Annotated in this window: 5 protein-coding genes; 1 reads left to right on the forward strand and 4 read right to left on the reverse strand. The window is 40.0% G+C overall.

Annotated features, from left to right (window positions below; translation table 11 throughout):
• The first annotated feature begins 86 nt into the window (after positions 1 to 86).
• Positions 87 to 1,793 (forward strand): D-alanyl-D-alanine carboxypeptidase family protein, encoded by a 1,707-nt coding sequence (locus tag ACLTU0_RS09475; protein WP_412322198.1) that lies wholly within the window; start codon positions 87 to 89, stop codon positions 1,791 to 1,793.
• A 52-nt stretch (positions 1,794 to 1,845) separates the two neighbouring features.
• On the opposite strand, the gene miaA is transcribed toward ACLTU0_RS09475, so the two are convergent.
• The 4 genes from miaA to ACLTU0_RS09495 form a co-directional block, all read right to left on the reverse strand.
• Complete coding sequence (gene miaA, locus ACLTU0_RS09480) at positions 1,846 to 2,769, reverse strand: tRNA (adenosine(37)-N6)-dimethylallyltransferase MiaA (protein WP_412322200.1); 924 nt, start codon at positions 2,767 to 2,769, stop codon at positions 1,846 to 1,848.
• Positions 2,762 to 4,834, reverse strand: coding sequence for a DNA mismatch repair endonuclease MutL (mutL, locus tag ACLTU0_RS09485; protein ID WP_412322201.1), 2,073 nt, complete (start codon positions 4,832 to 4,834; stop codon positions 2,762 to 2,764). The genes miaA and mutL overlap by 8 nt, the downstream gene beginning before the upstream one ends.
• A 50-nt stretch (positions 4,835 to 4,884) precedes the next feature.
• Positions 4,885 to 7,485, reverse strand: coding sequence for a DNA mismatch repair protein MutS (gene mutS / locus ACLTU0_RS09490; protein ID WP_337870373.1), 2,601 nt, complete (start codon positions 7,483 to 7,485; stop codon positions 4,885 to 4,887).
• 37 nt (positions 7,486 to 7,522) lie between these two features.
• Positions 7,523 to 7,915 (reverse strand): YlbF family regulator (locus ACLTU0_RS09495; protein ID WP_412322202.1); only part of this gene is annotated, 393 nt, incomplete at its 5' end.

Here is a 7,915-nt window from a genome sequence, read left to right on the forward strand (position 1 = left end):
ATATAATTAGAATTTCGATATAATAGTAAATTGAGATATAATGTATTAAAATTAGAATATAGATTTATGGAGGCAATTATACTATAATGAAAAAGAAAAGGTTAATTTCTTTACTGCTTGCGGCATTTATAACGGTTATGCCGCTATCATTTTCTTTTGCGGCACCGACTCCGGAGCCGACTGCTGATAACACAACTTCAACCGTAACTTCACCTGACGGAACAACCAGAACAGTAACTTCCGACGGCAATGATGTAAAATCAACACCAAAGGCAACCGAAAGCACAGATACATCAAGCGATACGGAAACGACATCCGCAACCGAAACACCGTCAGACACTTCATCGGATACATCAAGCACATCTGATACAACTTCGCAAAGCGATACAGATACAACTTCGCAAAACGCAAATTCACTTCCGAACGGCGTAACTATGGAAGATCCGTCACTTACGCCTCCGAACGTGCAGTATGCACAGTCCGCACTTCTTATGGATATGGCGTCGGGACGAGTTTTATACAGCAAAAACCTTGATGAAAGAGTTTACCCTGCAAGTACAACAAAGATTATGACAGCTATACTTGCACTTGAAATGGGTAATATGGACGATACGGTAACCGCCACATATGACGCACTGAAATCAATAACTCTTGAAGATTCTCATATGGGTATACTTACCGGCGAGGAACTTACTTTAGACCAACTTGTAAAAGGTATGCTTGTATACAGTGCCAATGATGCGGCAAATGTTATTGCAATTCACATTGCAGGCTCACTGGACGCATTTGTCAGTTTGATGAATCAAAAGGCACAGGAATTAGGAATGACAGGCACTCACTTCGTAAATCCTTGCGGTTCACATGACGATAACCACTATACAACGGCTCGCGACCTTGCAATACTTGCAAAGTACGCAATGAAAAACGATCAATTCCGTGAAATTGTAAAAATGCCTATATACAAAATTCCGGCAACAAATAAGTATGCATCAGAGCGTATTCTTGTAAATACAAACCTGTTCCTCGGAACATCACGTTCAACTTACTACTATTACCCACCGGCAATAGGTATTAAAACAGGTCACACCTCACAAGCCGGATACTGTCTTGTATCAGCCGCTTCATATAACGATACCGAATTTCTTGCAATCGTTATGAACTGTAAAAACGTAGATACAAAGGAACAGGCTTATTCATATATCGATTCAAAGAATTTGTTCAATTTTGGTTTTGATAATTACACACATCAACCGCTTGCGGCAGTCGGAGATATAGTTTCCGATTCAAAGGTTTATGAGGCAAAACAGGATATGCGTGTTGCTGTAACTGTTGAAAACGACGTGTCAGCACTTATTCCGAGCGGTGAAGGCAACGCAGAGCAAATAACAACGAATATCGATATGCCCGAAAAATTAGAGGCACCTATTACAAAAGGTGACGTACTTGGTACAGTGACATATTCATATAAAGGTATTGAAGTCGGTTCGGCTAACCTTATCGCAACAAATGATGTTGAAAGAAATAATATTCTTCACGTATTCCACCTTGTGTTAAAGGTTATAACAAGTCCATTCTTCTTCATTCCGGCAATACTTCTTATACTTCTTATTATGTACGCAAGATATCAAAAGAAGAAACGTGAAAGACAAAGACGTATTCAGCAGTTAAAGAAAAACAGACAGCGTTCATCATCTGAAAACGAAACAGGTACACGCACCCCAAACAGAAACGCGTCAAGAACAGAAAGAATTGACCGCGAAACAAAAGGTTCAAATTCAAGATACAGAAGATAAAACACAAAAAGAGGTGCAATCGCACCTCTTTTAAATTACTTATTTTACCTATCTATTTCAAAAATTCATCAATTAATTTTTTAGATTCTTCAAAAGGATTTTTACTGCTTACATAATGTATACTATCGTCACGTCTGAACCATGTAAGCTGACGTTTGGCATAACGGCGTGAGCTTTGCTTTATGAGTTCTACGGCATCTTCAAGGCTCATTTTACCGTCATAATAGTCCATAACCTCTTTATAGCCTATACCCTTCATTGAATTTAATTTCTGCGTATAGCCCATATCCATAAGACCTTTAACTTCCTCCAAAAGTCCGCTTTTCATCATAATATCGACACGTCTGTTTATTCTGTCATACAGTACGTCCCTGTCCCAATCAATACAAATCATAAGCGGATTATATCGGCTTTCAACTCGCTTTGTTTCCTCTTGGTGTTTAGAAATCGGTTTGCCTGTCGTTTTGTAAAACTCTATCGCACGAATAATACGTCTGACGTTATTAGGATGCAGTCTTTCAGCCGACTCCTTATCAAATTCCGCCAGCATTTCAAGCAAATATTCACTGCCTTTTTCCTCTGCCGTCTTTTGCAGTTTTTCACGAAGTTCGTAATCAGTGTCAATCTCACCGAATGTAACGTCATTTACAACAGAATTTATATAAAGTCCCGTACCGCCTGCCATTACGGCAATTTTGCCGTGGCTGGTAATATCGGCGATAGTCTTATGCGCAAGCTCTGTATAATCCGCAACACTGAACTCATCATCAGGTTCAAGAAAACCGATAAGATGATGAACGGCTTGACTCATTTCTTCCGCAGTCGGTTTTGCCGAGCCTATATCCATATATTTATAAATCTGCATACTGTCGGCACTGACGATTTCTCCGCCGACATAATTTGCAATATCAATCGCAAGTGCCGTTTTTCCCGATGCGGTCGGTCCGACAACAACAATAAGAGGTATCTTAGACAATTCTCTTAAACTCCTTTTCAAGTTCCTTTTTGCTCATTGTTACTATAATAGGTCTGCCGTGAGGGCAAGTATTAATATTTTTAAGCCTTAACACATTTCTCACAAGCGTTTCCATTTCTATCTTACTCATACGCATATTCGCTTTAACCGCCGATTTACACGCAATCGTATATAAAAGTCTTTCGTTCTTTTCCGTTATAAGTTCTTTCCTCAGTTCCTCGCCTTGTGCGACAAGTTCAAGCACAAGCGGTTCAACCTCACCGAGTTCAACTTCACCCGGAACACTTCGTACAATAACCGCGTCATTGCCGAATTCTTCCGACTCAAAGCCTATATCGTCAAAAAGCTGTTTATTGTCACGATACGCAGTCATCTCACTGCCGGTAAGATTTACTATAACAGGTTCGATAAGCATTTGTGACACAACTTGTTTTGACGCAATATCTTTCTTCAATTCTTCATATTTCAAACGTTCGTGTGCCGCGTGCTGGTCTATAATCATCATTTCGTCGCCCTTTTCGGCTATGATGTACGAATCAAAAACCTGACCGACTATTTCAAAATATTCATCTGCAAAAACAGTTTCTTCGCGTTTCGGAACTTCGGTTTCAACATTTTGCTCCGTCGGTTTTTCTTCCTTAACGGTTTCAACCCCTACTGTTTCAGTAACAGGTCTTTCCTCATTCTTTATTTCTTCAACTGTGGCTTCTTCCGCTTTAACCGCGTCCTTTTTAGGAAGTATTCCGTTTGTTTCCGCTTTCGGAGTTTCAAGCGATACAGTTCTTGTATAAGGAATTTCGGATTGTCTTGGTTTTATAAAATTGGGTTTTAGTGATACAAAATCATTTTGTGTTTTAGTGTCCCCGACTTTATCCGTTTTACTGTCACTAACCAAATCATTTTTAGTGTCCCCACTGTTTTTCAGAAAATGATTTTCTCGTGGATTATATGCGGTTGTTTCGGGACGTTTTGTCATTGTCTTTGGAAGTGCGACCGCAAAGTCGCTCAGATTTAACTGTCCCTTTGGCGTATCACGTTTAAATTCTTCCGAAGTACGTTCGATTTTCGGTACATTCGGTATTTCGTAAAGTGCGTTTTTCACACCGTAATACACCGCATTATAAACCGCCTTTTCATCCGAAAACTTCACTTCAAGTTTTGTCGGGTGAACGTTAATGTCAATAAGTGACGGATTGATTTCTATATTAAGTATCGCCATAGGGAATTTGCCTATCATAATCTGATTTTTATAGGCATTTTCAAGTGCGGCGATTATTGTTCTGCTTGTTATGTATCTTCTGTTTACAAAAAAGCTCTGATAATTTCGCTTAGGCCGTGCAAGCGTTCCCTTGCCGATAAGACCTGTAATTTTAATACCGTCCGATTCGTATTCTACGGGAATTGTACCCTTTGCATAATCTCTGCCGTAAACTGTATAAACCGAATTTTCAAGTGAATTATCGCCCGGTGAAAACAATTTTTCTTTGTTGTCTATTATAAGTTTAAAGGATATTTCGGGATGTGCGAATATAAATCTCGTCATTATGTCCGTTATGTATCCTGCCTCAGTTGCGTCTTTTTTCAAGAATTTACGTCTTGCAGGTGTGTTGAAAAACAGATTTTCGACAAGTATCGATGTACCGTCGGGAATACCTGCCTCGTCAGAAGAAAGTATTTCTCCGCCTTTGCACGTTACACATACGCCTGTTTCATCCTCGTGTCGCTTTGTAAAAAGTTCAACTTCGGCAACAGCACCTATACTTGAAAGTGCCTCACCTCTGAATCCAAGCGTATAAATCGCGTCAAGGTCACTGCTCGTCTGCACCTTACTTGTCGCATGACGTAAAAAGCATATTTTCGCATCCTCCTCCGACATACCGCTGCCGTTGTCGCTGACGCGCATATATATGCTTCCGCCTTTTTTTATCTCCACGCTTATCAGAGTTGCACCGGCATCTATGCTGTTTTCAACAAGTTCCTTTATAACGCTTGACGGACGTTCAACAACTTCGCCCGCCGCTATTTTATTTGAAACTTCACTGCTCAGTACATGAATTTTTCCCATTTTAAACCCTTTCAACCGTTAATACTCGTGACCTTAACAGCCACAAATGTTTATATTTCCTTCGCCCTGTTTGCCAATTCGTAAAGCTTGTTCATCGCCTCAATCGGTGTGTACGTTGTGACGTCCATATTTTTAAGTTCATCTGCAATTTCATTAGCTATACCGTCACCGAAACCGATTTGATTTGTTGTGTCCTCGTGTTTCTTCGCCGTATGTTCTACAACGATTTCATCATTCTCAATCTTTTTCAAAATCTTCTTTGCACCGTTGATTACCTCTTTCGGAACACCTGCAAGTGCCGCAACTTCAATACCGTAACTGTCGTCCGCTCCGCCTCTGACGATTTTACGCAAAAACGTAATATCGTCACCACGTTTTTTTACGGCAATTCTGTAATTTTTAACACCGTCAAGTTCTTCCTCAAGTTCGGTAAGCTCATGATAGTGCGTTGCAAAAAGCGTCTTTGCGCCGATTTTGTGCTTATTTTGTATGTACTCAACAACCGCCCAAGCTATCGACAATCCGTCAAATGTGCTTGTACCGCGTCCGATTTCATCAAGAATAATAAGCGATTTTGACGTTGCATTCTTCAAAATGTGACTTACTTCCGTCATTTCAAGCATAAACGTACTCTGTCCCGACGAAATATCGTCAGACGCACCGACTCTTGTAAAAATCTTGTCCACAATACCGATTTTAGCCGACTTTGCAGGAACAAAACTTCCGATTTGTGCCATAAGAGTTATAAGTGCAACCTGTCGCATATACGTTGACTTACCTGCCATATTCGGACCTGTTATAATAATCATTCGGTCGTCATCGTTATTCAAAAGAGTGTCATTCGGTACAAACATCGAATTTTTTGACATTTTCTCAACAACAGGGTGTCGTCCGTCCGTAATTTCGATTTTGCCGTTATCCGATATTTCGGGCATGGTAAAGTTGTTTTTGTATGCAGTCTGTGCCAGCGACAAAAGTACGTCAGTCGTTGCGATAATATGTGCCGCATTTTTCAAGCGCTCGATTTCCTCACTCACGCTTGTTCTGACCTGTTCAAAAACATAGCTTTCAAGCGTCACGATTTTTTCCGATGCACCGAGAATTGTGTTTTCGATTTCCTTTAGTTTCGGAGTAATGTATCTTTCACAGTTTGCAAGCGTTTGCTTTCTTATATAATAATCGGGTACGTCTTTTATCGCCGATTTTGTAATCTCTATATAGTAACCGAAAACCTTGTTATAGCCGACTTTCAGCTTGCTTATGCCCGTTGATTCACGTTCTTCGTTTTCAAGTGCCGCAAGCCACTTTTTACCGTCACGCATTGCAATACGCAAATTGTCGATTTCCTCATTAAAGCCCTCTTTTATAACATTGCCGTCACGCAAAAGTGCCGGCGGTTCGTCATTTATCGCTCTTTCAAGCAAATCGCACACATCTTCAAGCAAATCAAAATTTTTACGCATATCGCCAAGCATCGGTGACTTGACATTGCTTAAAGTGTACTCAAGTTCAGGTAACTGTAAAAGCGTCATTTTAAGTGCAATTAAATCTTTTGGTGTAACAGTGCCAAGCGAAATACGGCTGATTATTCTTGATATATCATACGTTCCGGAAAGCACTGCCGAAAGATCGTCGCGGAGCATTATATTCTCCGTAAGCTCCTTTACCGAATACAATCTCTTGTTTATCTCAATAGGATTGATAAGCGGCTTTTCAATCCACTGTTTTAAAAGTCTTGCACCCATTGAAGTTTCTGTATTGTCAAGCACCCACAAAAGCGAACCTCTTTTAACCTTGTCACGCATTGTTTCGGTTATTTCAAGGTTACGTCTTGTATTCACGTCAATATCCATATACTGATTAACTTCGTATGTATTAATCGTGTTTAAATATGTAAGACTTGTTTTTTGCGTATGTTCCAAATACGCAATCATAGCACCGACCGCACGAACCGCATAAGGTTTTGTGTCAAGTGCGATTTCCGACAAGGAATTTTTACCGAACTGCTGCAGGATATTCTTTTCAAATTCCGAATTTTCAAAGAAATCGTCCGTACATTCGTCGGGAGTTATATGAAATCTCAACTCAACCTGTGCAGATAATTTTTCCGCCGCATCCGAATTTAAGAGTATTTCTTTCGGCTCATATCTCGCTATTTCGTTTAGTGCCTCGTCCGCTCCGCTAATTTCGGTTGTATAAATCTCACCCGTTGAAATATCCGAAACCGCAAATCCGTATTTGTCACGCTGACTGTATATAACCGCAAGATAATTATTATTCTTTTCGTCAAGCAACTCCTCATCAACAACCGTACCCGGCGTCACTACACGAATAACCTCACGTTTTACAATACCTTTAGCGGTTTTAGGGTCCTCAACCTGTTCGCATATAGCAACCTTATATCCCTTTTCAATCAGCTTTGCAATATAAACCGACGCACTGTGAAAAGGAACGCCACACATTGGTGCGCGTTCCGAAAGTCCGCAGTCTTTACCTGTAAGCGTTATTTCAAGCTCCTTTGAAGCTTTTATGGCATCATCAAAAAACATTTCATAGAAATCACCCAGTCTGTAAAATAATATACAGTCCTCGTATTCCTCCTTTGTTTTCAGATATTGAGTCATCATCGGCGTCATCTGCTCTTTTGCCATTCCGCTTTATCTCCTTGTCTTTAGATTTGTGTATAAATTAGTGACAGCCGCCGCAAGTGCTGCAATCATGCGTACAGTTTGGATCTTGTCCTGTGATGTAGAAATTCAGCATTTGATTAACTTGATTAACCATTGCGTCAAATTCTTTCTTTGCATCAATGTACTTCTTTATTGATTCCGATTTTTCAAGCATTTCTTCAAATGCTTCGTTATTCTTCTGTATAGCTTCTTCACGCGAAATCTTGTTGTTTTGCATATCGCGTGCAAGGTTCATTCTCTGCAAGTTGAATTCCTTTAAAAGTGCCTGTGCCTCGTCATCATTTTCTTGTAAAATCTCGGCATTCTTTGCATTTTTCATTTCTTCTGAATTTTGGATAAGTTCTCCAAGTTCTCTTGTCTTTTCGATTATTTCGTTCATATTATTAAATTC

It is taken from the genome of Hominilimicola sp. (assembly GCF_046972485.1).
GTDB lineage: Bacteria > Bacillota > Clostridia > UBA1381 > UBA1381 > Hominilimicola > Hominilimicola fabiformis.

Bases quoted from the DNA above. Each gene is read 5' to 3' on its own strand.
- ACLTU0_RS09475 (WP_412322198.1), top strand. From the start codon at position 87: ATGAAAAAGAAAAGGTTAATTTCTTTACTGCTTGCGGCATTTATAACG.
- mutS (WP_337870373.1), bottom strand. From the start codon at position 7,485: ATGGCAAAAGAGCAGATGACGCCGATGATGACTCAATATCTGAAAACA.
- mutL (WP_412322201.1), bottom strand. From the start codon at position 4,834: ATGGGAAAAATTCATGTACTGAGCAGTGAAGTTTCAAATAAAATAGCG.